The organism is Kordia antarctica (genome assembly GCF_009901525.1).
GTDB classification, from domain to species: Bacteria; Bacteroidota; Bacteroidia; order Flavobacteriales; family Flavobacteriaceae; genus Kordia; species Kordia antarctica.
In genome coordinates this window covers 700,364-724,600 of record NZ_CP019288.1, presented here as the reverse complement: position 1 = coordinate 724,600, position 24,237 = coordinate 700,364, and the positions used below count along the sequence as shown (strand labels likewise).

21 protein-coding genes are annotated in these 24,237 nt (G+C 33.3%); 10 read left to right on the top strand and 11 right to left on the bottom strand.

The annotated features are described in order from the left end of the window. The first annotated feature begins 103 nt into the window (after positions 1-103). Positions 104-1,102: a LacI family DNA-binding transcriptional regulator gene (locus IMCC3317_RS03200; RefSeq protein ID WP_160128065.1), complete on the top strand. Its 999-nt coding sequence runs from the start codon at positions 104-106 to the stop codon at positions 1,100-1,102. A 104-nt stretch (positions 1,103-1,206) separates the two neighbouring features. Then, positions 1,207-3,162: an endonuclease gene (locus IMCC3317_RS03195; protein WP_160128064.1), complete on the top strand. Its 1,956-nt coding sequence runs from the start codon at positions 1,207-1,209 to the stop codon at positions 3,160-3,162. Between the two features lie 362 nt (positions 3,163-3,524). Here the strand turns inward: IMCC3317_RS03195 and upp are convergent, their stop codons facing one another. Both upp and IMCC3317_RS03185 read right to left on the bottom strand, forming a co-directional pair. After that, positions 3,525-4,196, bottom strand: coding sequence for a uracil phosphoribosyltransferase (gene upp / locus IMCC3317_RS03190; protein WP_160128063.1), 672 nt, complete (start codon positions 4,194-4,196; stop codon positions 3,525-3,527). Positions 4,197-4,288: 92 nt separating this feature from the next. Beyond that, a complete protein-coding gene (locus IMCC3317_RS03185) occupies positions 4,289-4,492 on the bottom strand; it encodes a hypothetical protein (RefSeq protein WP_160128062.1) in 204 nt (67 codons plus the stop codon). A gap of 205 nt (positions 4,493-4,697) precedes the next feature. On the opposite strand from IMCC3317_RS03185, the gene IMCC3317_RS03180 reads away from it, so the two are divergent. Next, entirely contained in the window at positions 4,698-5,366 is a 669-nt protein-coding gene (locus IMCC3317_RS03180; protein WP_160128061.1) for an HAD family hydrolase, read from the top strand. On the opposite strand, the gene IMCC3317_RS03175 is transcribed toward IMCC3317_RS03180, so the two are convergent. Genes IMCC3317_RS03175 through IMCC3317_RS03165 form a run of 3 tightly spaced genes read right to left on the bottom strand, consistent with a single transcriptional unit; the run spans position 5,363 to position 6,777 of the window. Further along, the gene (locus IMCC3317_RS03175; protein WP_160128060.1) at positions 5,363-5,743 is read right to left on the bottom strand and encodes a type II secretion system protein GspG; all 381 of its coding nucleotides are present in this window, start codon (positions 5,741-5,743) and stop codon (positions 5,363-5,365) included. The two genes, IMCC3317_RS03180 and IMCC3317_RS03175, sit on opposite strands and share 4 nt — an antisense overlap. 48 nt (positions 5,744-5,791) lie before the next feature. Beyond that, on the bottom strand, positions 5,792-6,289 hold the full coding sequence (locus IMCC3317_RS03170) for a hypothetical protein (RefSeq protein ID WP_160128059.1): 498 nt from the start codon (positions 6,287-6,289) through the stop codon (positions 5,792-5,794). A 50-nt stretch (positions 6,290-6,339) separates the two neighbouring features. After that, positions 6,340-6,777: a DUF1801 domain-containing protein gene (locus IMCC3317_RS03165; protein WP_160128058.1), complete on the bottom strand. Its 438-nt coding sequence runs from the start codon at positions 6,775-6,777 to the stop codon at positions 6,340-6,342. A 149-nt stretch (positions 6,778-6,926) separates the two neighbouring features. Here IMCC3317_RS03165 and IMCC3317_RS03160 point away from each other — a divergent pair, with 149 nt between their 5' ends. Further along, positions 6,927-7,361 carry a COG2426 family protein gene (locus IMCC3317_RS03160; RefSeq protein WP_160128057.1) on the top strand — a complete coding sequence of 145 codons (435 nt, stop codon included), beginning with the start codon at positions 6,927-6,929 and terminating at the stop codon, positions 7,359-7,361. A gap of 148 nt (positions 7,362-7,509) precedes the next feature. On the opposite strand, the gene IMCC3317_RS03155 is transcribed toward IMCC3317_RS03160, so the two are convergent. Then, the gene (locus IMCC3317_RS03155) at positions 7,510-8,361 is read right to left on the bottom strand and encodes an AraC family transcriptional regulator (protein WP_160128056.1); all 852 of its coding nucleotides are present in this window, start codon (positions 8,359-8,361) and stop codon (positions 7,510-7,512) included. A gap of 142 nt (positions 8,362-8,503) precedes the next feature. On the opposite strand from IMCC3317_RS03155, the gene IMCC3317_RS03150 reads away from it, so the two are divergent. The 4 genes from IMCC3317_RS03150 to IMCC3317_RS03135 all read left to right on the top strand — a co-directional run bounded on the left by IMCC3317_RS03150 (position 8,504) and on the right by IMCC3317_RS03135 (position 14,083). Further along, positions 8,504-9,427 carry a dihydrodipicolinate synthase family protein gene (locus tag IMCC3317_RS03150; protein ID WP_160128055.1) on the top strand — a complete coding sequence of 308 codons (924 nt, stop codon included), beginning with the start codon at positions 8,504-8,506 and terminating at the stop codon, positions 9,425-9,427. A 428-nt stretch (positions 9,428-9,855) separates the two neighbouring features. Further along, positions 9,856-11,439 (top strand): aldehyde dehydrogenase (NADP(+)), encoded by a 1,584-nt coding sequence (locus tag IMCC3317_RS03145; RefSeq protein ID WP_160128054.1) that lies wholly within the window; start codon positions 9,856-9,858, stop codon positions 11,437-11,439. 134 nt (positions 11,440-11,573) lie between these two features. Further along, positions 11,574-12,581, top strand: a complete 1,008-nt coding sequence (locus IMCC3317_RS03140; protein ID WP_160128053.1) for a 4-hydroxyproline epimerase — start codon at positions 11,574-11,576, stop codon at positions 12,579-12,581. A gap of 254 nt (positions 12,582-12,835) precedes the next feature. After that, the gene (locus IMCC3317_RS03135; protein ID WP_160128052.1) at positions 12,836-14,083 is read left to right on the top strand and encodes an NAD(P)/FAD-dependent oxidoreductase; all 1,248 of its coding nucleotides are present in this window, start codon (positions 12,836-12,838) and stop codon (positions 14,081-14,083) included. A 415-nt stretch (positions 14,084-14,498) separates the two neighbouring features. On the opposite strand, the gene IMCC3317_RS03130 is transcribed toward IMCC3317_RS03135, so the two are convergent. After that, the gene (locus IMCC3317_RS03130; protein WP_160128051.1) at positions 14,499-15,143 is read right to left on the bottom strand and encodes an FkbM family methyltransferase; all 645 of its coding nucleotides are present in this window, start codon (positions 15,141-15,143) and stop codon (positions 14,499-14,501) included. A 329-nt stretch (positions 15,144-15,472) separates the two neighbouring features. Here IMCC3317_RS03130 and IMCC3317_RS03125 point away from each other — a divergent pair, with 329 nt between their 5' ends. Continuing rightward, positions 15,473-18,922, top strand: coding sequence for a T9SS type B sorting domain-containing protein (locus IMCC3317_RS03125; protein WP_160128050.1), 3,450 nt, complete (start codon positions 15,473-15,475; stop codon positions 18,920-18,922). Between the two features lie 82 nt (positions 18,923-19,004). After that, a complete protein-coding gene (locus IMCC3317_RS03120; RefSeq protein WP_160128049.1) occupies positions 19,005-19,628 on the top strand; it encodes an O-methyltransferase in 624 nt (207 codons plus the stop codon). 1 nt (position 19,629) lies between these two features. Here IMCC3317_RS03120 and IMCC3317_RS03115 read toward each other — a convergent pair whose 3' ends face one another. From IMCC3317_RS03115 to IMCC3317_RS03100, 4 genes are read right to left on the bottom strand one after another with little or no spacing between them, the layout of a single operon-like run. Beyond that, on the bottom strand, positions 19,630-20,334 hold the full coding sequence (locus tag IMCC3317_RS03115; RefSeq protein ID WP_228054933.1) for a WG repeat-containing protein: 705 nt from the start codon (positions 20,332-20,334) through the stop codon (positions 19,630-19,632). Then, positions 20,331-21,296 (bottom strand): methyltransferase, encoded by a 966-nt coding sequence (locus tag IMCC3317_RS03110; protein WP_160128048.1) that lies wholly within the window; start codon positions 21,294-21,296, stop codon positions 20,331-20,333. Before IMCC3317_RS03110 ends, IMCC3317_RS03115 begins: the two co-directional genes overlap by 4 nt. Then, positions 21,289-21,936 (bottom strand): tyrosine-protein phosphatase, encoded by a 648-nt coding sequence (locus tag IMCC3317_RS03105; protein WP_160128047.1) that lies wholly within the window; start codon positions 21,934-21,936, stop codon positions 21,289-21,291. The genes IMCC3317_RS03110 and IMCC3317_RS03105 overlap by 8 nt, the downstream gene beginning before the upstream one ends. Beyond that, positions 21,933-24,236 carry a glycosyltransferase gene (locus tag IMCC3317_RS03100; protein ID WP_160128046.1) on the bottom strand — a complete coding sequence of 768 codons (2,304 nt, stop codon included), beginning with the start codon at positions 24,234-24,236 and terminating at the stop codon, positions 21,933-21,935. The genes IMCC3317_RS03105 and IMCC3317_RS03100 overlap by 4 nt, the downstream gene beginning before the upstream one ends. Between the last annotated feature and the right edge of the window lies 1 nt (position 24,237).

Sequence of the window (24,237 nt, the reverse complement as noted above, 5' to 3'; positions counted from 1 at the left end):
GTGTTTATGAAAATAGACACACTTTTTTATATTTTACAAGTATAAGTCAATTCACTAACTTTACATATTCCTGTAAAATTGGAAAAAAACTAAATCTCAATAAATGAAAAACGTAGTTTCTTTAAAATCATTAGCAAAAGAATTGAATATATCTGTATCTACGGTTTCAAAATCATTGAACAATAGTGAAGAAATAAGTGCGCAAACAAAAGAACGTGTAAAGAATCTTGCCAAACTAAGAGGCTATTCGCCAAATCCTATTGCGGTACGTTTGCAAAAGCAAGAAACGATGCAAATAGGTGTGGTAATTCCGAGTATTGAAAATCCATTTTTTGCATCTGTATTAAAAGGAATTGATGAAATAGTAAGTTCATCAAAATACAATATCATTACTTTTTTCAGCAATGAAAGTATTCAAAAAGAAAAAGAATGTTTGGACTATTTCTCGAAAGGAAATGTGGACGGAATTCTAATCTGTATTGCTGAAGAAACCAACAAAAAGAAAACATTTGATCACATTATTGACATTAAACAAAGAGGAATTCCATTAGTATTATTTGATCGTATTCCAATGCAACCACTCGGATTTGATGTTGTTCATATAAATGATTACGATAGTATTGTAAGTGCGTATGAATATTTAGAAGAAAAAGGGTGTAAAAAAATTGCGTTTGTATCTTCTATTCCAACATTAATTGTTGGACGCTTGCGCGAAGATGGATATCTGTCAAAAGCTAAAAACCCAGTAATCATAGCAACTGAGGACTTAAATGAACTTCAACAAACGTTACAAAAATCTTTACAAAACAATGCTATTGACGGACTAATTACAGCTGATATCAATGCAACGTTGCTTTGTAATAGTGCCATTCAAAAACAAGGATTAACGTACTCAAAAAATATCTCTTTAATTGGGTATGTAAATGCTGCACAAAACGAACTTTCGTATCCTAAAATATCTTCTATAGATCAACATCCACAAGAAATTGGTAGACAAACTGCAAGCGTATTGTTACAGCGCTTAGAATCTAAACCAGACAATGCTCCTGTGCGTGATATTATTCTAAACACTACACTTACCATTGGAGATACAAGTCGTTAAATTCTAATCATAAGTTTTTTAAGATCGGGTTTGCTATCGTAAATTCTACTAAAGATTAACATAAAACATACGTGTATTATTGTACTTTTACCAAAAGTAGAATAATGAAGCATATATTTTCCCTATTTGCAATGTTATTGTTAAGTCAATTAGCATTAAGTCAGACAGTTGTAATAAATGAAATTGATTGTGATACGCCTGGAACGGATACACAAGAATTCATTGAATTAAAATCAAGTACTCCAAACTTTCTATTGGACGGTTATGTATTAGTACTTTTCAACGGTTCGAGTTCTGGAAATGATAGTAGTTATTTTACATTAGATTTAGACGGCCGAACAACAGATGTCAACGGATTATTATTAATTGGAAGTAGTACAGTTTCTCCAGTACCACAATTACTAATAGGATCAAATGTAATTCAAAATGGTGCTGATGCAGTTGCAATTTATCTTGCCAACGGATCCGATTTTCCGCAAGGAACACAAGCAACAACCACCAACTTAGTAGATGCAATTGTATATGATACTGGCGAAGCAGATGATGTTGGATTATTAGCTTTATTAGGGTTAACAACGCAAATTAGCGAAGGCGGAAACAACAATACGAACTCCATTCAACGTAACGAAACGGACGGAAGCTATTTTGTAGCAACGCCAACACCAAGACAACTAAATGATGGAAGTGGAATTATTTTGAATGGAATTGCCATCAATGTGGCAAACGATCAATACAATGAAGGCGAAACATTTACAATAGAATTCACTACGGAAACGGCAGTTTCATCAGACTTAGACTTAACAATCACGCTTGATAACGGAACTTTTGATACTGCTGACTTTACAGGAACTACAACGGTAACAATTCCTACAGGACAAATGTCGGTAACCACAATGATTACCTTGGTTGATGATACATTGGATGAAGGCGATGAAGAATTAATCATCAACTTAGAAGACAATTTTTCAGTAGAATATATCATTCTAAACAATGAAGTTCTTATCCGAGCTGTTGATGACGATTTTACAGTAGCACCATTCGGAACTCCTTTAAACCCAACATATAATACAGTTGCGAGTACAGTGCCAACTGGTTATTATGACTCAATGGACGGTTTAGCAGATAATGCTTTAAAAGATGCAATGCAAGCCATTATTGCTGAATTTGGAGTAGTACGCGCACAAACGTATGCCGATGTATTTGATATTTTGAAAGAAGCCGATCAGAATCCTGCAAATAGCAATCAAGTTTGGTTAGTTTATACCGAACAAGGACGCGCAAAACTTGATCAACAATCAAGCTCAACCAGTACAGGAAAATGGAATAGAGAACATACATTTCCACGTTCGTTAGCAGGTTATGAAAGTATAGAGGAAGATGATATTGCCGATGGAAGAGATGTTTTTTGGATCACAAGAGCAGATTCATTACGACATGGAAACTCTGACGGACATGCATTAAGAGCGAGTGACGGACCTGAAAATAGCTCTAGAGGAAATCAGCATTACGGACAATATACAGGACCGACGGGAACTGCGGGAAGCTTTCGTGGCGATGTGGCACGAAGCGTACTTTTCTTAGCAGTTCGTTACAACGGATTGTCAATTGAAAATGGTTTTCCTGCTGTAGAAGGACAATTAGGAGATTTAGCAACCTTATTAACTTGGCACAGAAATGATCCGCCTGATGATTTTGAAATGAATCGTAATAATGTTGTGTATACGTGGCAATTCAATAGAAATCCATTTATAGATCATCCAGAATTGGTAGAACATATTTGGGGAAATCAAATGGGCGTTGCTTGGGTTCAACCATTATCTACGGAAGAATTTACAGCGAATACAATCAAAATCTATCCAAATCCAGCAAAAAATCATATTACGATTCTAGGAATAGAAGAAGATGCAACAATTGAAATATATGCTTTAGATGGACGAAGATTATTCACAAGTCAATTCTCGGGAACGACTACAATTCCACTAAATTTAACAAGCGGAATTTATCTTTCTAAAATAATTTCTAATGGAAAAATAGCGACAAAGAAGATTATTGTAGAATAGTTATGAATTAATTTGAAAATTTGAAAATGATGCCGATAAATAAGCTAAAAACATTCGTAGATTAATTACAAATTTGCACGAGCGTTTTTAGAATTGATTTCTTACTATTATGTGATTCTGAATCAAGTTCAGAATGACGCCTTTTTGATAATTTGCGATGTGTATTTAATTAACAATAAATTGTCAGTTCGAGCGCAGTCGAGAACAGCTTTTGAAATTACAAGTTTCTCGATACAATTTTTTTCGCCATCTGTTTATCAATCTAACAGATTACTTCGCTCTCGCTCGTAATGACGAATCCAAATAATCTAAGCAAGTCCAACAAGTCTAATCGAATCAAGTCTAAGCAAGTCTAAAAAAGGTCACTGAGCGGAGTCGAAGTGACGTTTCGTTCCATACGCTAAATCGCCAGCATCGCCCAAACCAGGGATAATATATCCGCGACTATTCAATTCATTATCAACTGCGGCAATCCACAAATGTGTATCTTCAGGGAAATGTTCCTTCACATAATCAACACCTTGCGTAGAACCTAACACAGAAATAATGTGAATATTCTTAGGAATTCCTTGCTGTAACAACACATCATACACACTTTTCATCGTGCGTCCTGTTGCCAACATCGGATCTACCAATAACAGCGTTTTTCCTTCCAACGAAGGTGTTGCCATATAATTTACTACAATTTCAAATTCGTCACCATCATCAATATGATTGCGATACGCAGAAACAAAAGCATTCTCGGCGGTATCAAAATAATTCAAAATTCCTTGATGCAAAGGCAAACCCGCGCGAAGAATAGAACAAATCACGACATCTTTAGCTGGTAACGTCATTTCTTTCGTTCCTAACGGCGTTTCAATGATTTCAGTAGTTCTTGCTAATATTTTGCTGCATTCATAGCTCAAAATTTCTCCTACACGTTCAATATTTCTGCGAAAACGCATCGAATCTTTTTGAATTGTGACCTCGCGCAATTCTGAAATAAATTGGTTCATTAAAGAAGACTGTGAAGTAAAATCGTGAATTATCATAGAAAAGTAATTTGTGTTGCAATATTACTAATTTTCTATGGTAAACAAATCAAATCTAAAAAAATAAGCGAACCGAAGTTCGCTTATAAATTTTATAATACACAAGACCAATCTGGTGAATTTTGTTGAACTTGACCATTGATTATTACTGGAGTGTATATACAAAAACCATTACAAGCTGCTAGACAATCTGGTTCTCCATAAAATAGATAAGGTTTAAAAACCATTCCTCCATTAATAGATTTTTGTTCAGATTTAGTAATCTCTGAACCTAAATTCAAAATTGATTTTAACATAATATATATTTTAAAAAATTAATAATGAACGAATTTAAGTAAAAGTATTTAAGAAAAAAATTACAATTGTTAACGATTTATAAATCTTACATGTAAAAAAGCACCATCTCATCGCTGATAGCGTTTACGTAATTAGTTGCCCAAACCTAACTAATTACACAGAAATTATCAAATTACTTTTAGTATATTCGCCAAAAAATAAGCAATGTTAAAAGGAGTTTTATTTGATATGGATGGTGTAATTGTAGACACAGAACCGTTACATCAAAAAGCATATCACTTAATGTTTAATGATGTTGAAATTGAGGTTTCTCCTGAGTTGTATCAATCATTCACAGGACAATCTACTTTGAATATTTGCAAGCGATTATGTGATCGTTTTAGTTTAACAGAAAGACCTGAAACCTTAGTTCAGCTCAAGCGAAAACACTTTAAATATATATTTGAGAACGATCCTAGTTTGCAGTTAATTGATGGCGTGTTGGACATCATCAAAGAATATCATGAAAAAGAATTGAAACTTGTCTTAGCTTCTTCGGCGTCTATGATGACGATTAATAATATTTTTGATCGATTCAACTTAAATCAATACTTCATTGCAAAATTTAGCGGAGCCGATTTAAAACAATCCAAACCGCATCCAGAAATTTTTGAAAAAGCAGCGTTTGCAACAGGTTACGAACGTTCAGAATGTATGGTTATTGAAGATTCTACCAACGGAATTAAAGCGGCAAATGCGGCAAAAATATTTTGTGTTGGTTATGACAGTGTGCATTCTAAAAATCAAGATTATTCGATAGCAAATATGGTAATTTCAGATTTTGGAGAAATTCGACATGCTAAAATTCAGGAGATATTTAAAGAAATAAATTAGTAACAATTAGATCTATTCAATTTTTCAGTGTGTATATCATCTTCGGTAAAAGGAATTCCATCTTTTCCTACAGAAAAAAGGGTGTAATCTTTACCATTATCAAAGCTTTCATAAAAAAAGGTATTTCCCCAACTGTCTGTGGTTATATATTCTTTATCAAATCTATTATGAGTGCTAAAACAATTCAAATCAAAAGGATATTCACCTGTATCATTCTTTTCATAAGCCAATAAAAGTGCGCTGGAAAATAACCTACCGTTTGTTCTTCGTTCTTTTTTCATGGCAGTATAAGAAGAAAAGAAAAGAATAGTAATCAAAGCAAACACGCTCATGCTGACATAAGAAACTCTCTTTCTGAAACGTATAAATTCTTCCATACGAGAGTAAATGTACTAAAATTTGTATGAAAAGTCAACTTTTTAACTTTATTTTGTTTGAATAGTAGTGAAGCCTTGTTCAAAATTCTTATGAATTACAATATCATCATCTGTGTGCAATACGCCATCTTTTCCTTTTGAAATCAGTGTATAACTTTCGCCGTTTTCAGCTTTTTGATAAAAAATTGCATTGTTCCAACTATCAATACTCAAATCTCCTAAAGTTGGATTTCTGCGAGCAATTCCATCAATAGTTTCTGGATATTGATTAGCATGTTCTTTTTCAAGTTTCAATAAATGTGTAATCGTTTGTAATGTATCTTTTGTATCGCTAACCTGTTGCATTGGTTTTAGTAAGAAAAAAAATAATAGTACAGCACTCAAAATAATAATACATCCAATAATATAAACACGCGCAACGGATGAATTCTTTGATTTTTTTGAAACATACAGCTTTTTCTCATGTGCAGGCGTATCTTTTTTATTTCCCCAAAAAGAAAAATCTAAAAATAACTCAAGTATATCTGTAATCCATTCTCCTATCATACTGAAAAATCTTAATTTTTATAACTATAAGTATCAATTTTAGGAAAAAGTTACTTTTTAATTTTAGAAATAGTCGTTCCAATTATTTTTGACGGTTTCTTCATATCTGAAATAGCAAGATCAATGGCGGATTTCAACAAATTTTCAACATCCGAATTTCTATACGTTTTTATATTTAAAATGTGAATATGACGAATCAACTTTCCTGTTCCTTGTAATAATTGCTTCGAATCGTCTAAAATTGTTCCTTTATTAAAGCCTAAATTCATGTGCTTTGTATATATCGGAATCATGCAAAATGCATCCGAAAGCTTCTCAGATATAGAAAATACAGCAGTTAATGCATGTGTATGATACACAAGTTCGTTTGCATTTGGATACAATTCCAATACATAATTTCTCAAATCGATAAAAAGATCAATACATTCTTGATCTTTCAATTGAAGAAATTTCTCAAAATCGGGATGAATAATTCGAGTAGGATTCATGTGCAATAAAAATTTGAAACTCAATATACTATTTAAAAAGTGAATTTTGACCAAAATTATATAAACCTAAAATTTGTTCACAATACAAATTCACGTAGCTTTGTATTCCTTTTAAAAGAAATATAGTTATCGAAGATATTATATATACCATGTTGTGGAGTATTTCTCCTTTCGGAGAAGCCAAAGTTGGAATTCCGATTGGACTGAGTTCTGATGCAAATCCGTATCTCGTTTTTGTTGCTGCATTTGTAGCAAACGTGTTGGTATTTCCGATCATGATTTTCTTCTTAGATCACGTTAATCGTTACTTACTTCGCTGGCGATTCTACAAAAAAGGAGCGTTATATGTTGCCCGAAAAGCCAAACGTGGCGCAAAAGATAAAATACAAAAATATGGTTTCTGGGGTTTAATGTTTTTTGTCATGATTCCAATTCCAGGAACTGGTGTATATGCAGGAACTATTGCAACGTATCTCTTCAATATAGAACGTAAAAAGGCATTTTTAGCTAACGTAATCGGAATCTTTTTCTCGTCTGTAATTGTTTGGGTAACGTTTTATTATGGTTTTAGTTTATTTGATTAATTTTAGAAATTAGATTTATAATAACAACTTCGTCAGATCGAGTGAATTTGTGTAACAAATTTGTATCGAGATTACTTTGAAACTAAAAACTTCTCGATACAATTTTTCTTCATTTCATTTCGAAAAACTACTCGAAGAGACGTTCTATTTACAATTTCAAAACATTTTTCCGAAACTCAGTAGGCGTCAAGCCTTTAATATCCTTAAACTTTCGATTAAAATTTGAAATATTAAAAAAGCCGCAATCATGTGCAATATCTGAGATAGACAACTGTTGTTGATTGGTCAAAAACTTACACGCATTTTCAATACGAATAGCTGTCAAAAACTGAAAAAAGGTTTTATTCGTTCGTTGTTTAAAATACTTGCAGAAAGCATTTGGCGTCATGTTAGCAATTGTTGCAATCTCTTCCAAAACAATCTTTTGGCCAAAATGATTCATCACAAACTCAAAAATTGCACTCATGCGTTTTCCTTCGTCGTCGGTATAATTTTTTGTATTGATAAAAGATGAAACTGTTTCATACTTTGATTCTGTCAAAATAGAAAGCACTTCAAAAAAAGTAGCGAATCGTTTGATGGTTTTTTGATGGAGAATCGCTTCAAAAAATGGTTTCAAAACAATTTGATTCTCTTGAAACTTCACACCAAAATTTGCGTCATCAAGTAATCGTTTTAAGTTCTTAAGCTTTGGCAGATCAAAAAAATGTTCACCAAAACTATCATATGTAAAAAACACAGAAATCATATAGGAATCTTGCTCGGTTGAAACATCACTTTTCAACACATGCGGAACATTGCTACCAAACAATAACACATCATTCGATTGAAAATCGCGAATCGTATCTCCAATAATAAACGTTCCTTTTCCAGAAACAATATAGGAAAGTTGAATTTCTTCATGTTGGTGTAACTTTTCATAAAAAGTGCGTCCACGATCTTCCTGAACAATCAAAATATCGTCTTCAGCTTTCGGAATCTTAAATGGTAAAACTTTCATTAAAAGTAAATTAATAGGCTAAAATTAATCCAAAAATAACCAAAATCAAGTTATAATGATAAAATAGTATCAAAATTGGATAATATCTACAATTTCCAATAGTTTGATGAAACGTATTTTTATCACATCAAAAAACAATACCATGAAAATCAATTGGAAAGGCGTAATGCCAGCAGTTACGACTAAATTTACAGCAGAAGATACGTTAGATTTAGACATGTTTACCGTAAACATAAAAGCACAAGTAGATGCTGGCGTTCACGGAATAATTCTCGGCGGAACGTTAGGTGAAGCGAGTACATTAACGAATGAAGAAAAACGGATCTTAATTCGCGAAACGGTAAAAATCGTCAATGGAAAAATTCCAGTAATTATAAATGTAGCCGAACAATCTACGGTTGCCGCAAAACAAGCTGCAAAACACGCCAAAGAAGATGGCGCAAGCGGTTTAATGATGTTGCCGCCAATGCGTTACAAAGCAGATAGCAGAGAAACGGTTACCTATTTCAAATCGGTTGCAAACAGTACCGATTTGCCAATAATGATTTACAACAATCCTGTCGATTATGGAATTGAAGTCACATTGGATATGTTTGAAGAATTATTGAATGAGTGCTCAAACATTCAAGCAGTAAAAGAATCAACACGCGATATTTCAAACATTACACGAATCAGAAATCGGTTTGGTAATCGTTTGGCAATTCTAAGTGGTGTCGATACACTTGCTTTGGAAAGTATGTTAATGGGCGCAGATGGTTGGGTTGCAGGGTTGGTTTGTGCATTTCCAGCAGAAACTGTGGCAATTTATGCCTTAGCGAAATCAGGAAGAACGCAAGAAGCTATCGAAATTTACAGATGGTTTTTACCAATATTAGAACTTGACATCAACACAAAATTGGTTCAAAACATAAAACTTGCGGAAGTCGCAACAGGAATTGGAACAGAAAATGTCCGCGAACCGCGATTGCCATTAATCGGAACAGAACGTGAACATGTATTAGCAATCATAGAAAAAGGCATTAAAACGCGCCCAAACTTACCAGATTACAAACAGTATCTTGATTAGTTGTGAGTATTACGTATTGAGATATATAATGAAGCGTCATTACGAAGGAAGTATGACTGAAGTAATCTGCATATAGAGAAACAGATTACCACGAGTTTTTCAAAAACTCTCGCAAAGACGTAATGAGCAGTATTGAAATATGAGATAAATTTGTATAAATTAAAAGACTTTACCATTACTAATTTAGTCAGATAGAATCAAAGCAGATAGCTGAAAATTTATTCTAAGGTTTTATCTTTTATGCAGAGTAGTGAATTAAATCCGTTAAAAATTTCTGAAGCCTTGGAAGAAATTTAGGATTTAATTCACGGTTTTATTACTTTTCAAAAAAAAGGAATAAAAACTCCTCATAAAAGTGCCATTTCTTTTGGTTCATTTTCTTTGGGCAAGCAAAGAAAAGAACATAATAACTAATTTATAAAACGATTATGATTACTGGAAAAAACTATATAGGAAACTCGCTTTCCGCGAAAGGAAAAACAACGTATAAAACCTTCAATCCGCAAACGAATACTGAAAATGATATCGTTTACACAGAAGCAACTTCAGACGAAATTTCAGAAGCTGTGGAATTAGCAGCAGAAGCTTTTAAAACCTACAACAAAATCTCTGGAAAGAAAAAAGCTGTCTTTTTAAATGCAATTGCTGATGAAATTTTGGCGTTGGATGACAAATTGGTCAAAACATATATGTCTGAAAGCGGATTGCCAGAAGGACGCGCAAAAGGTGAGCGTGGACGAACTATTGGACAATTACGAACTTTTGCAGTTTTACTTGAAGAAGGTTCTTGGGTGGAAGCACGAATTGATCCTGCACAACCTGATCGAAAACCAAATCCGAGAGTAGACTTACGAAAAATGTCAATTCCAATTGGTCCAGTCGTTGTTTTTGGCGCGAGTAACTTTCCATTAGCATATTCAACGGCAGGCGGCGATACGGCTTCTGCGTTGGCTTCCGGTTGTCCTGTCATTGTAAAATCGCATCCAATGCATGCAGGAACTGGTGAATTAGTTGCTTCGGCAATCGCGAAAGCGGCACAAAAAACAGGAATGCCAAATGGTGTATTTTCAAACTTAAACAGTAGCGGAATTGAAGTCGGGCAGCAATTAGTAGAACATCCAAAAGTAAAAGCGGTTGGTTTTACGGGAAGTATTCGTGGCGGACGCGCATTATTCGATTTAGCGGCAAAACGCCCAGAACCAATTCCAGTATTTGCAGAAATGGGAAGTATAAATCCTGTCATTTTATTGCCAAAAGCCTTGGAAGAAAAAGCAGCATCTTGGGGGAAAACGTACGCAAGTTCCATTACGTTAGGAACTGGACAATTCTGCACGAATCCAGGACTAATTTTAGGAATAAAAAGTGATTCTTTGACAAAATTTATACAAACTTTATCGGAAGAAATTGTAACGATTGCGCCACAATGCATGTTGCATCCAAACATTTACAAATCATTCAAAAACAATAAATCCAAAGCGCAAAAACAAAATAATGTTAAAACGATTGCAAATGTTGATAAAGCTGTCGCTGAAAACTACGCACAACAAGCTGTTGCCACCGTTGACGGAAAAACATTTTTAGAAAATTCGGCATTGCATGAAGAAGTTTTTGGACCATTTTCGTTGGTTGTTCAGTGTGAAGATGCATCGCAATTAGAAGAAATTATTGCAAACTTAGAAGGACAATTAACGGGAACTATTATTTCTGAAAAGAACGAAGTAGCACAACATCAAAACATTGTAAATGCGCTAGCACAACGTGTTGGAAGAATCATTTTTAATGGCGTTCCAACTGGTGTGGAAGTTGTACCTTCCATGTTGCATGGCGGACCATATCCTGCGTCTACGGACAGTAGATTTACGGCGGTTGGTAGAGATTCCATTAAACGTTGGGTTCGTCCATTTAGTTACCAAGATTGGCCAAATAACTTATTGCCAGATGAATTGAAGAACGAAAACCCACTAAACATTATTCGATTGGTGAATGAAAAAGAAACAAAAGAAGCAATTTAAAGAGTTATTGAGTAAATGAACATGGAGAAGAAATATCACAAAAATAGTTTTATTTTTTGATGCTAAATTATTTTTGCCTAATGCCTAATGCCTAATGCCTAATGCCTAATGCCTAATGCCTAATGCCTAATGCTATGCGAAAGACGTTTTTTTGTATTGATGCACATACTTGTGGAAACCCTGTGAGAGTTATTGCTGGCGGCGGACCAAATTTGGTAGGCGCAAACATGAGCGAAAAACGGCAGCATTTTCTACAGGAATTTGATTGGATTCGGAAAGGTTTAATGTTTGAACCGCGCGGTCATGATATGATGAGCGGAAGTATATTATTTCCGCCAAGCAATCCTGAAAATGATTTTGGAATTCTATTTATAGAAACTTCTGGCTGTTTGCCAATGTGTGGACACGGAACCATTGGAACGATTACGATTGCAATTGAAGAAGGTTTAATTACGCCGAAAATTGCAGGAAAAATAAAAATGGAAACGCCAGCAGGTTTGGTAGAAATTGAATATCAGCAAACAGGAAAAAAAGTAGATTGGGTTCGGTTAACGAATGTGAAAAGCTTTCTAACTGCGGAAAATTTAACGGTTGATTGTCCCGAATTAGGAAAACTTTCATTTGATGTCGCTTATGGTGGAAATTACTATGCAATTGTGGATCCGCAAGCAAATTTTTCAGGTATTCAATATTTTACTGCCAGTAAAATAATTCAATATTCACAAGTTGTTCGTGATCGAATTAATGCAAAATATCCAAATATGTTTATTCATCCAGAAGATGAAACCATTCGCGATGTTTCACACATGCTCTGGACAGGAAATCCATTGGACAAAACTTCTTCGGGAAGAAATGCGGTTTTCTATGGAGATAAAGCGATTGACAGAAGTCCTTGTGGCACAGGAACTTCCGCGCGATTGGCACAATTGTACGCCAAAGGAAAGTTAAAAATAGGCGAGGAGTTTATTCACGAAAGTTATATTGGTTCAAAATTTATTGGTCGTGTAGAGCGAGAAACTACATTAGATGGAAAACAAGCAATTGTGCCAAGTATTCAAGGTTGGGCAAAAATATACGGTTATAATACGATTGTTATTGACGAAGATGATGATCCGTATGCGCATGGTTTTCAGGTCATTTGATAAAATAGTTAATGAGTATCGAGGTATTAGTATTGAGATGTTTGTAACGTCATTACGAGGAAGTATGACGAAGTAATCTGTTTATAGCGAAGCAGATTGCCACAAGTTTTTTCATTTCGACTTAGCTCAATGTATACAAAACTCTCGCAAAGACGGATTATAAAATAAAATAGCAATAATCTAAAAAGTCTAAAAGCAAAGCGATCCAAGAGATTCCCGCCCAGCGGGAACGAGTCTAATGATCTAAAGAAAGAATGAAAAAAGAAATTGTCATTATCGGAGGCGGAATTATTGGACTTTGTTGCGCGTATTATTTACAACAAGATGGACATCAAGTCACAATTGTAGATAAAAGCGACATTTCTAGCGGCGCATCTTTTGTGAATGCTGGATATATTACGCCAAGTCATTTTATTCCGTTAGCCGCGCCAGGTATGATTACCAAAGGTTTGAAATGGATGTTGAATTCGTCGAGTCCTTTTTATGTAAAACCACGATTAGATGTTGACTTTTTAAAATGGTCTTGGTTGTTTAAAAAATCTGCCACAGCGAAACACGTTACAACCTCAATTCCTATTATTAAAGATATCAATTTGTTGAGTCGCGAATTGTATTCTGAATTGAAAAATTCCAATGATTTTGACTTTCATTTAGAGCGAAAAGGTTTGTTAATGTGTTATCAAACAGAAAAAGCAGGTGAAGAAGAATGGAAAATAGGCAAACGCGCGATTGAAGAAGGTTTGAACGCTCAAAATTTAACCAAAGAAGAAGTTAAAAAATTGGAGCCAAACGTTGATTTTAATATAAAAGGTGCTATTTATTTTGATTCAGATGCGCATATGACGCCAAACGATTTTATGCCAAAAATGATAGCTTTTTTGAAGAAAAAAGGTGTTCGGTTTTATACAAATGAATCTATCACCGATCTAACATTTACAAATGATAAAATTGTTGCTGTCCAAACTTCGAAACGAACATTAAAAGCAGACGAATTCGTACTTGCGGCAGGTTCTTGGAGTTCAGTGTTGGCAAAAAAACTTACTATGAATATTCCGCTTCAAGCGGGAAAAGGATACTGTATCAACGTTTTCGAAAACACAGGAATTTCAATGCCTGCAATTTTGGTGGAAGCGAAAGTTGCTGTAACGCCAATGCAAGGTTTTACACGTTTTGCAGGAACGATGGAAATTGGCGAAATTAATCATAAAATCAATCCGAAACGTGTGAAAGCGATTGCGAATGTTGCTGAGAGTTTTTATAATGGATTACAGATTCCGAAAACTTCCCTAGAAAATGCTGCTTGCGGATTACGTCCGTGTTCTCCAGACGGTTTGCCATATATTGGAAAAACAAAAAACTATAAAAACCTCACAATTGCAACTGGTCACGCAATGATGGGTTGGAGTTTGGGGCCGGCAACAGGAAAGTTGGTGAGTGAGTTGATTGGAGAAAAGAATACTTCGATGAAATTGGATGGTTTTGAAGTTGGGCGATTTGGATAGTTTTTTTAGACTTCTTGGATTGTTGGACTCGCTGTCGCTTTTGGAAACGGCTTTGCCTTTGGATCGCTTCATTTCGACAAGCTCAATGTAAACGCTTTTAGTATTTTGGTATGTGAATTATTTACACATTAAATAAACTTATAAACCTTTCAACTTTTAAACTAAAATGTTGCTCTTGCATTTGTAATTTATAAAACAAGAAAACCGTCTGTAAGGGCGGCAGACGGTTTTTTTTATCAAATAATTAACAATTAAATACTATCAAAGTTTACTACTAGGTTTGTGTTTAATTAGCTTTCAAAATTATATACGAAGAAAGTTTTAACTTGGTTTTTAATCTTTGAGAAAAAATTAAAATTAATATGTAAAGTATTGATTTTTAATTATTTAAAATTAGATTCAAATTAAAAAAACATTAATTTATAATCCATTCTTGAATGAAAGTTGTTTTGGTTGGCGGAACAAAAAATACATTTCTGACACCATTATCTTCAGTTCTAACGATTGAATCTACCAATTTTAAGCCTTTTTCGGTATGACAATAAAATTGATACGCATGTTTGGTCATGATTTCTTCGAGTTCTTTTTCAATCTTATCGAATAACAATTCGCATATAATGATAGGATTGTGTTTTGTAATTACATCATGTGCGCCTTTTAAAATTAGACCTTCAGCGCCTTCGGTGTCTAATTTGATTATATCTAATTCGTTCATATTTTTAGCTAAAAAATACGCATCGAGCGTTGTGGCTTTTACGTTGGTTTTATTAGACAATTTATAGGTTTTGGTACCAATATTGTGTTCGCCCGATAAATTATATATAGAAGGATATTTTTTATTTCGGATTTCATAGAAGTCGATTTCACCAGATGTATCCATCAAAGCGGATGTTTCAATAGTTATTCTATTTGAAAAGCTATTTAATTTTACATTTTCGGATAAATAAAAATTAGCGCCTCTAGAAGGTTCAAATGCATACGTTATTAATTCAGGATTTACGGTACTGCCCAAAATAGAGTAGTAGCCAATGTTTGCTCCAATGTCAATGAAAACATTCATTTTTTTTATCAGACCAATAAATATCGGAGAGTATTCGAAATTTAAAGCACCTTCCCAGAAAATTTCTCTAGATATGTAGCTTGTTTGATTTGTTTTTAAGAGAAAGGAACCATGAGTTTCATCGATCTTAACTTTTAGTATTCCGGACGGATGAATTTTAATTTTTGAAGGTAAAAGCGGAGACAAAAAATAATTTATAGTTCTAATGATTTTATTTATATTTGGCTCATATATAATCTTATATAATATATTCATAATTCAGTTTCGTATGATGCAAATATAAATGAATCATCCATATTTTATACGTAACTAAATAATATAAATTTAAAATGCAAAAAGCTTGTTTTCTTATTGCTACAATTCTCTATAGTTGTTGTTGTTTTTCTCAGAATTACTCCGTTTCTAGTTCTCAAAAAATCAATGAACTAACAGGGAATTTCGCGGGTAATCTTGATGTAAGTGATAATTTTGCCATTTCAATTGATGCCATAGGAGATCTTGATGGAAATGGTGTTAATGATTTAGCCGTTGGAGCATATACTGACGATGATGGAGGTACCGATAGAGGTGCTGTTTGGATTTTGTTTTTGGATGCAGATAATCTTGTAATTTCTCACACTAAAATTAGTGATACGAGCGGAAATTTTACTGGAATTTTAGATAATGATGACCGATTTGGTGGAGCTGTTGCTTATTTAGGAGATTTAAATAACGATGGTTTAATAGAATTGGCAGTTGGAGCTGATTATGATGGAGATGGCGGATTTTGGCATGGAGCAGTTTGGATTTTAAGTTTGAATCCTGACGGAACAGTAAATTCTCATTCAAAAATTAGTGATACACAAGGTGGTTTTACTGGGTTTTTTAATGGAGATGTAATTTTTGGAACTGATATTGAAAATATTGGCGATATAAATAATGACGGAATTGAAGATTTAGCAGTTGGTTCACGTAGAGATGGTGATGGCGGTGCACGTAGAGGTGCCGTTTGGATTTTATTTATGAATGCTAACTTTACAGTAAATAATTTTCAGAAAATTAGCGATACACAAGGGAATTTTACGGGAATATTAGAGTTTGAAGATTATTTTGGAGGATCGGTTGCAAGTGTTGGCGATTTGGATGAAGATGGAACAACTGATATTGTTGTTGGTGCATATAGGGATGATGACCAAATTTCAAACTCTGGAAGTTTTTATGTATTATTTTTGAATCCTGATGGAACTGTGAAAAATCATCAAAAAGTATCTAACCTTTCGGGAGGATTTAATGGGACAATTAGTAATAATGCGCTTTTTGGAGAATCTATTGACGGTGTAATTGATATTGATAATGATGGTAAAATAGAAATTGTTGTCGGTGCTTTGCGACAACAAAACCCAACGCTTTCAAGTCAAACAGGAGCTATCTATCTTATTGAATTGAATAATGATGGAACTGTATCTGAAGAATATATATATACTTATGGAGAAAATTGCTTTACAGGAACACTAAATTCGGGTGATTTTTTTGGTGGATCTGTAACTATCTTGAATGATGCAGGAACGTATCGTTTTGCAGTAGGAGCTTATAAAGATAGTGAAAACGGAAATGATAAAGGAGCCGTTTGGATATTGGAATTAGGCGAAATTTCATATGTCATTGCTGCAACTCAAAACCCAACGGATTGTACAGCTACTGATGGAGAAATTGTAATAGCTGACTTAAATTCGAATACAATTTATGAAATTACCTATGAATTTGAATCTAATGTAATTACAACTAACATTTCTTCAGATGGTAATGGAGAATTATCAATATCAGGTCTTTCAGGAGGAAATTATACGAATATTACGGTAAACAATACAGTTGGTCTTTGTTTTGATAATTTAGGAGATGCTACTTTAAACTCAGACAGTTTGGATGTAAATTTCACGACACAGAGTCCAACGATATGTGGCAATCCAGATGGAAGCATTTCATTAAGTAATTTAGCGTCAAATACAACGTATCAAATAAGTTATGAATTTAATACAAATCCAGAAACAATAACGTTAACTTCTACTGCAACTGGAGAAATTGTGCTGTCAAATATTTTTGGAGGTACGTATGTATCATTTACAGTACTAGATGTCAATTCGAATTGTGAAGATATTCTTGGAGATATATTATTAGATCAACCAACGATTAATTTAATATTTACCACTACTGCAACTTCGTCTTGTAATACGCCCGATGGTTCTATTTTAATTGCTGGTTTGGCACCAAATCAAAACTATGTGGTTGATTATTTCAATGAATCAAATCAAGTTGTAAATACTTATAATGCCAGCGCAGATGGTGAAATACTACTCACAGGATTAAGCGCAGGAATTTATGAAATAATCATGGTTACAGATTCACTTAATCCGTGTGCATCTGGCATTGGAGAACTAATTATAGATAATTTAGCACTTATTCTAACACCAACAACCACAAATCCAAGTGCATGTGGCGTAAGTGATGGAATTATTTCGTTTCAAGGCGCAACCGCAAATACTGCGTATACAATTTCGTATAGTTTGAATGGTTCAATGGAAACTACAATTGTTACTTCTGACGCATCAGGAATTTTAGAAATGAACAATTTGGGAACTGGAATCTATGAATCAATAATCGTAGAAGACACGATTACAAATTGCATTGCCAACATTGGAAATCTAACTTTAACGAATTCTGATTTGGTATTAACACCAACAACCACAAATCCAAGTGCATGTGGCGTAAGTGATGGAATTATTTCGTTTCAAGGCGCAACCGCAAATACTGCGTATACAATTTCGTATAGTTTGAATGGTTCAATGGAAACTACAATTGTTACTTCTGACGCATCAGGAATTTTAGAAATGAACAATTTAGGTGCAGGAATGTACGAATCTATAGTAGTAGAAGACACGATTACAAATTGCATTGCCAACATTGGAAATCTAACTTTAACGAATTCTGATTTGGTATTAACACCAACAACCACAAATCCAAGTGCATGTGGCGTAAGTGACGGAATTATTTCGTTTCAAGGCGCAACCGCAAATACTGCGTATACAATTTCGTATAGTTTGAATGGTTCAATGGAAACTACAATTGTTACTTCTGACGTATCAGGAATTTTAGAAATGAACAATTTAGGTGCAGGAATGTACGAATCTATAGTAGTAGAAGACACGATTACAAATTGCATTGCCAACATTGGAAATCTAACTTTAACGAATTCTGATTTGGTATTAATACCAACAACCACAAATCCAAGCGCATGTGGCGTAAGTGACGGAATTATTTCGTTTCAAGGCGCAACCGCAAATACTGCGTATACAATTTCGTATAGTTTGAATGGTTCAATGGAAACTACAATTGTTACTTCTGACGCATCAGGAATTTTAGAAATGAACAATTTGAGTGTTGGAATTTACACGAACATCACTATTGAAGAGAATAGCTCTGGATGTACAATTGTGTTTCCATTTATTGAATTGATATGTGAAGTAGAAACAGAACCATGTTTTAGAATTCGTAAATTTTTCACGCCAAATAGTGATGGTTTCAACGATACTTGGCAATTGGAGCAAGTACAAAATTGCAATTACTTTGTATATATTTATGATCGATATGGAAAAATAATTACCATATTAACACCTAATTATCCACAGTGGAACGGAACCTATAATGGTCGTAAAATGCCATCGGGTGATTATTGGGTTTCAATTCAATATACGATGGATGCGCAAAAACAAGAATTAATAACAAACATTACGTTAAAGCGATAATTATCCATTTAAAAAAGATTATTATTGCACACAATCACTAAAAACAATTCATATTCTCAAAATGGTATTTATAAAAAAAATATTGAGAAAATATAAGTTTACAGCAAGAATATTAGAAACCTATTTTTTTTCTAAAAAATATTTACTTCCAAAAGGATGGTTTTTAAGTAGATTTTTATTGTCACCAGTTAATGAAAAAAGTGAACCTTTGCCTTGGTTTACGTATGCATCAATTCATTTTATAACGCAAAAACTGAATTCATCATTCAACGTTTTCGAATTTGGAAGCGGAAATTCTACATTGTGGTTTGCATCAAAAGTAAAACGTATTTTTTCTGTAGAACATGACACAGAATTCTACAATCAAAAATTAAACGAACTTAAATCATTTGCTAATATACAATGCGAATTAATTCCGTTAGGTGAAGGTTATAGCGATAAAATATTAGATTTTACTAACGAGTTTGATATCATTGTAATTGATGGAAGAGAACGCGTTGAATGTGCTAAAAAGTGTCTTAAAGCCTTAAAAAGTGATGGAATTATTATTTGGGATAATTCTGATAGAGATGAATATGCAGAAGGATACGAACACTTTATGAAAAATAGTTTCAAAAAGATTGATTTTAGAGGAATTGGACCAATAAATCATAGTGAATGGCAGACATCTATATTTTACAGAACTGATAATTGTTTTGATATTTAGATTATAATGTAACTATAATTTTTCCTTTTTCATTAATAATTTCTTTAGTATGTTGAAAAGTATCAACTACTGCAAAACCGTTGTAAAAAGGCTCAATTAGTTGGTAACGCTGTGCGTATAATTCTTTTCCTTGCTTATTAATATGAAACCAACCATTTTCATCTTTTGCAGTTGCATAATTTTTATGAAATACGCCTAAATCCAAAAATTCAATATCATTGATAAAATTTCCATTGATGCTAATGTGTTTATAAAATCCATCTTGCAATCTTACGCAAGCAATCCCATCTTTAAAATCTCCTGCATATCTATACGTTTCTTTATAAACTTTTTTTCCTCGTAAATCAATATGAAAATACTCATTTTTAGAATTTCTAACGCTACATAAGTTTTCTTGAAAGTTTCCTGTCCAATTATAATTTTCATCGTACATACGCTTTCCTTTTTCATCAATATGGAACGAAGAATCTCCTTTAATAACGCTTGCTCTATTGAAATAATAGCCAAAAGTTCTCTCATATCGATTGTCGTACAAAGCATTTCCTTTTACACCAATATGATACCAGCCAGAAACATCTTTTACAGGCGCTAAACCTGGGCTATGAAATTTCAAGACTTCTTCAAATTGTTTGTTGAATAAAGATTTTCCTTCATGTATAAATCCATTATTTTCCGTCGAAACTTTAATATCTTTCCAATGTATCATTTTGTAAATATTAGAATGGTTTGCAATTGATTTAGTTTTTTTGCTTCACGAAATTTAAAATCAGCTTTGTTTGCTAATGAAATGTATTCAAGAGAGGAACGTTCGTAACTTTCACAAACCGCCAACATATTCAAAGACAATAGTGATAGATTTGTCGTTAATTTATCGGAACAATTTTCAATGACATATAAAAAACCGTTTTCTGGTAAGGATTTAAATGTATTATTTAGTATTTTAATTGCTTTTTCATCATTCCAATCGTGTAAAATTCTTGATAAAATAATTGCTTCTGAATAGGTTGAAATTCTCTCAAAAAAATCACCTTTTATATACGTGATATCATTTCGTTTTTCTTGACTTTCTATCACTAAATCTAAGTCAAATAAGTAACATTTTACATTAATGTTGTTTTGTTTAATTGTTTGAAGTAGCGCGCCATAACTACCGCCAACATCCATAATACTTTTGTGAATACTAAAATCAATTACATGATTTATTTTTTTGTAATCATCTCTTGCATATGCGTTCATCGCTTTGTGATAATCTGTTAGTTTTTGCACATCTTGGTTCAAATAATCAAAATAAGAAGCTCCGAATTGATCTTCGAAAGCACTTTTATTAGTTCGAATTGAAAAATCTAGGTTTTGCCAGGTTGTTAAATGTTCGGTTGCCCAATGCATACACGCATATTTTAATGATTCAGAATGATTTTCAGTCAAATAAATAGAATTTTCAGTGAGTATATATGTATCATTTTCATGCGAGAGAAACTCAATTTCATACAACGCATCTAGCAATATTTTTGTATTTTTTTTGTGTAAAGAAAGCGATTGAGAAATTTCTATGGCGGTTTTTCCTTTTTCAGCCAAAACATCAAAAATATTCAGTTTACAAGCTGTGCTTACTGCCAAATATTTCCAATGTTCCGTAAAAAATGATTTTAAAGAATCTTTTTTATTCATCTAGCAACTTGTGTTTTAGTTTTGTAAGTTTATTTTCTGTCAATCCGCATGAATGCAAATACGATTCAATTCCGCCTTCATCATCAATAATATCAAGCGTAATAGCAATTTTGTCCATAGTAGTGTCCATTTCGCTTGCTAAATAATCTACATAAATATTTTCCAAAGACGAATTAATTAACAAATGAAATAGTGCAAAAATGATTCCTGTTCGGTCTTTTCCTGCGTGACAATGAATGGCGATATTGCCAGATTTTTGTTCAAGAATCGTCTCAACAACTTGTTTTACAGAACGTTTGCAACACATTGTGAAAAAGCGATATGCAATTTCTTCGTTTGTTCCAATTTGATGATTTTTTTGAAACCAATCAGGTTGATTCCACGGATCAAAAGGTGCATGAATGTACTTAATATTTGTTAAAATAGTTCCAGAATATGGATTTGCTAAAAGTTCTCTATCTGCGCGAAGATCAATGATTGTAGTTATGTTTTTTTCTTTTAATAAGTCATTAATGGACTCTTTATTAGGTATTAATGAAAAACTAGAACTTCTAAATAGAAAGCCTTCCTTAATAATTGGATTGTGCGTATTTGCATCTCTGAAATTCCAGATTGAATTTGTAATTGTAGAATGTTTCATGAATCCATAGTTTTTCGCATGACGCAGGTTTTACAGACTTCTTTGGATTTGTAATTTTTGACTAAATCTTGGTATTTTTTACTTTTTAATACTTCTTCTACGGAAGTAGCATTTATATTTCCAAAATCACCTAACGATTGTCTTAGATTGTCTGGCGCGCAACATGGAGAAATTTTTCCTGTGGCAGAAATCCATAATTCTTTTGTTAAAAAAGGACAGACAGCATCTTCGGGCATTTCCATTTTTTCATCTTCGGAAATTGGAACAATATTTTCTAGTAATACTTTTTCTCCATTAGGTTTTCGAAAGTTTCCAGCAGTTGTATGCGCTTGTCCTACATACAAATTCCATTGCGAAATACTATCAGAAGATGCTCGCATAGAAAGCTGTTTTATTTCTTCAAAATGATCCCAAAGTTGATGACCTTTTACGCGATCGACACCAAGTGAAGCGGCTAATTTTATAATATCTGATAACTCATGCATATTATTTTGCATAAATGTCAACTGAAATGTTACACGACAGAAATAGCCTGTTTTTTTGAAATACTGATCACGATATGTAATAAATTCTTTAACATTTTGAATCGCTTGCTCAAAATCGATTCCTTTCATGATTTCTTTTGAAGTTTCAGCAGTTGCGCCATTCCAACTAATTTTCACATCACTTGTATTAGGAACGATCAATTTTGCCCAATCTAAGACTGTTTTTTTCGGAAACGTTCCGTTTGTCGTTAAGTTGATTTTAATATTATATTCTTTTGCCAACTCAAAAATTTGATCAAATTTCTTATATAATAAAGGTTCGCCCATCGTAGATGGAATGATTTCTGTAACGCCTAATTTAGCGGCTTGGGCAAAAATTTCTTGCACAGTCTCAAAAGCCATGCGCCTTCTTTTAACGCCAGTTTCTTTGTAAAGTGTATCAATAAAATTACTATACGGACTGTGTTCTTCGCACATGATACATTTTAGATTGCAATCTTCAGGATTTGTATCAATGGTAATTCTCCAGAAATTTTTTGTCATACCATAATGATTATAAATCTTTACCAATTCTTGACAATGTGTTTTAATTTCAGGAACTTTTCCATCGTCTGAATACAAATAACCTTTATTTCCATATTGTTTCATTTTTTCAGGATTTGCCACAGCGAAATTTAATTGTTCTGCCAAAGAAGTCACATTTCGATGTTCAAATAATAGTCCATTTACATGATGTTGTACATATTCTTTCATTCCGCCAAAATCAGCTGTAATTACAGGAATTTTACAAGCTTGCGCTTCATGAATTACCAATGGCGAATTTTCTCCCCAAATTGAAGGCACCACAATACAATCTACATTTGAAAAGACTTCTTTTACAAGATTTTCATTCATGTATTCGCCCAAAAATTCAATTTTATTTTTACTAGTTGCAGCCATTATTTTCAAAGCTTTAGTAGCTTGTCCTTTTTCACGCCCAAAAATTTTAAGTGTTGCCGATTTATCAACCAATTTAAATGCTTCAATGAGTTGATTGATGCCTTTAGCAGGAATATGTGTGCCAATATAACCGAATGTAAAGTTTTCTTTAGGTATTGTATTTTCTGTCGGATGTAAATAACTCGCGGGAAATCCATAATCTAGATAAGTTATTTTCTCTTTTGGGATTTCAAAATCATGTACAAATCGATCTAGTAAATAGTTTGAAGGTGCAATAAATAGATCAATTTTTGGTATAATTGCTTTTGTTTCTTTCATTCTACGATGAACCCAATTACTCCAACTATCAATATCTTGTTGTTCTTCTTCTTTTTTCCCGCTGAAATATACTTGATAACAATCGGTTGCACATTTTTTATCTTCTTGCTTATCACACAAATTATGGTTGCAATCTTTTCCGATACTTCTGGTTAAAAACTGACCTCTTGGACACATTAACCAAAAATCGTGCAATGTAAATACAATTGGAATACTGAAATCATTCAATACATCTATAATTCCTGTTGACAAATGATTTAGATGTCCAATATGTGCAATATCTGGTTGAATATTTTTGATAAATTCTGCAAAATTTTGATCTAACGTTTCATGACGATATCCGTCTTTTCCTTGCGGATTATTTACAAAATAAATGTCTAAATTTCTATGGATTTTCTCTTTTCGAATCTCAAAATCAAGCGCATAAGGATTTTCATCTCTTGTGAAAACAGAAACCCTATGATTTTTGGACAATTCATTGCATATAGATTGACTATACACTTCTGAACCTGCATTATAGTTTGGCGGATAGCCGTGAATTATTTTTAAGATGTGCATT